General features: G+C 40.1%; 2 protein-coding genes. Both read left to right on the forward strand.

The annotated features are described in order from the left end of the window. The coding region (gene sdhA, locus KI356_RS25770) for a succinate dehydrogenase flavoprotein subunit (RefSeq protein WP_212936862.1) at positions 1-1756 on the forward strand (1756 nt) is incomplete at its 5' end. Beyond that, positions 1749-2510: a succinate dehydrogenase iron-sulfur subunit gene (gene sdhB, locus KI356_RS25775; protein ID WP_002088861.1), complete on the forward strand. Its 762-nt coding sequence runs from the start codon at positions 1749-1751 to the stop codon at positions 2508-2510. The genes sdhA and sdhB, both read left to right, overlap by 8 nt. The last annotated feature ends 94 nt before the right edge of the window (positions 2511-2604 follow it).

The raw sequence follows: 2604 nt of genomic DNA on the forward strand, positions 1-2604 counted from the left end.
CGGCTTAATGGCAACGATTAAAGCGGCAGAAGCAGGAGTAAATGTTGAACTATTTTCTTTAGTACCAGTAAAACGTTCACATTCTGTATGTGCCCAAGGTGGAATTAACGGTGCCGTAAATACAAAAGGTGAAGGGGATTCTCCATGGATCCACTTTGACGATACAATTTATGGTGGGGACTTCTTAGCGAACCAACCACCAGTTAAAGCGATGTGTGATGCAGCACCTGGTATTATTCATTTAATGGACCGTATGGGTGTTATGTTCAACCGTACGGAAGAAGGACTTCTTGATTTCCGTCGTTTTGGTGGAACACAACATCACCGTACAGCATTTGCTGGCGCAACAACTGGTCAACAATTACTATATGCATTAGATGAGCAAGTACGTCGTCATGAAGTAGCAGGACTTGTAACGAAATATGAAGGTTGGGATTTCTTACGAGCTGTTGTGGATGATGAAGGTGTGTGCCGAGGAATCGTCGCGCAAGACTTACAAACTATGGAGATAAAAAGTTTCCAAGCTGATGCCGTGATTATGGCAACAGGGGGCCCTGGTATCATCTTTGGAAAATCAACAAACTCTATTATTAATACAGGTACAGCAGCGTCTGCTGTATATCAACAAGGTGCATATTATGCGAACGGTGAGTTCATTCAAATTCATCCAACGGCAATTCCTGGAGACGATAAGTTACGTCTTATGAGTGAATCTGCACGTGGTGAAGGTGGACGTGTTTGGACGTATAAAGATGGTAAGCCATGGTACTTCTTAGAAGAAAAATATCCAGCTTACGGAAACCTTGTACCTCGTGATATTGCAACGCGTGAAATCTTTGATGTTTGCGTAGAGCAAAAACTAGGTATTAACGGTGAAAACATGGTGTACTTAGATCTTTCTCATAAAGATCCGAAAGAACTAGATATTAAACTTGGTGGAATTATTGAAATCTATGAGAAATTTACAGGTGATGATCCTCGTAAACTACCAATGAAAATCTTCCCAGCGGTTCACTATTCAATGGGCGGATTATGGGTCGATTATAAGCAAATGACAAGTATTCCAGGTTTATTTGCAGCAGGTGAGTGTGATTATTCTATGCACGGTGGTAACCGCTTAGGAGCGAATTCACTATTATCAGCAATTTACGGTGGTATGGTAGCAGGACCGAATGCAATTGAGTATATGAAAGGTCTTTCTAAATCATCTGATGCTGTTTCATCTACTGTATATGAGCAAAATGAATTAATCGAAACAGAGAAATTTAACAATATTTTAACGCTTGATGGTAACGAAAATGCATATGTTCTTCATAAAGAGCTTGGAGAATGGATGACAGATAACGTTACAGTAGTTCGTGAAAATAAAAAGTTACTAGAAACTGATGCGAAAATTGAAGAGTTAATGGCGCGTTACAAACGCATTAACATTAACGATACAGCGAGATGGAGTAACCAAGGTGCTTCATTTACACGCCAACTTGCAAATATGTTCGAGTTAGCACGTGTTATTACAATTGGCGCATATAACCGTAATGAAAGCCGCGGGGCGCATTACAAACCAGAATTCCCAAATCGTGATGATGCGAACTTCTTAAAAACTACGATGGCGAAATTTGAGGGAGAAGGAAAGGCACCAGCATTCCATTACGAAGAAGTGGATGTTTCATTAATTAAACCACGTAAACGTGACTATTCCTCAAAACACGATGTAGCTGCTAAGGGTGAAGAGAAGGGGGATAAACAACATGTCTGAGAAAACAATCCGCCTCATCATTACGAGACAAGATGGACCAGATGCACAAGAGTTTGACCAAGAGTTTGAAATTCCATATCGTCCTAATATGAATATTATTTCGGCGCTTATGGAAATTCGTCGTAATCCTGTTGACTCAAAAGGAAACCAAACAACTCCGATTGCATGGGATATGAACTGTTTAGAAGAAGTATGTGGTGCTTGTTCGATGGTGATTAACGGAAAACCACGTCAATCATGTACAGCTCTTATTGACCAGTTAGAACAACCAATTCGCTTAAAGCCAATGAAGACATTCCCGATTGTACGTGATTTACAAGTTGACCGTAGCCGTATGTTTAATGCGTTAAAACGTGTTAAAGCTTGGATTCCAATCGACGGTACGTACGACCTAGGACCAGGTCCAAGAATGCCAGAGAAAAAGCGTCAATGGGCATATGAACTTTCAAAATGTATGACATGTGGTGTTTGCTTAGAGTCATGTCCGAACGTAAACAGTAAGTCTGACTTTATTGGACCAGCACCGCTTTCACAAGCTCGTTTATTTAACTCGCATCCAACTGGTGAAATGCATAAAGCAGATCGCTTACGTGCAATTATGGGTGATGGAGGACTTGCAAACTGTGGTAACTCTCAAAACTGTGTGCAATCATGTCCGAAAGGTATTCCATTAACAACTTCAATTGCAGCATTAAACCGTGATACAACAATTCAATCGTTCAAAGATTTCTTTGGTAGCGACAATAACTATTAATAAATATTGCCTCTTCATGTTGAAGAGGCAATATTTATAACTTTATTTTTCTGTTTATTCTGTTTATCCCGCATTAACGGGCAGTAAAACTCCC

The organism is Bacillus hominis (genome assembly GCF_018332515.1).
GTDB classification, from domain to species: Bacteria; Bacillota; Bacilli; order Bacillales; family Bacillaceae_G; genus Bacillus_A; species Bacillus_A hominis.

Bases quoted from the DNA above. Each gene is read 5' to 3' on its own strand.
- sdhB (WP_002088861.1), top strand. From the start codon at position 1,749: ATGTCTGAGAAAACAATCCGCCTCATCATTACGAGACAAGATGGACCA.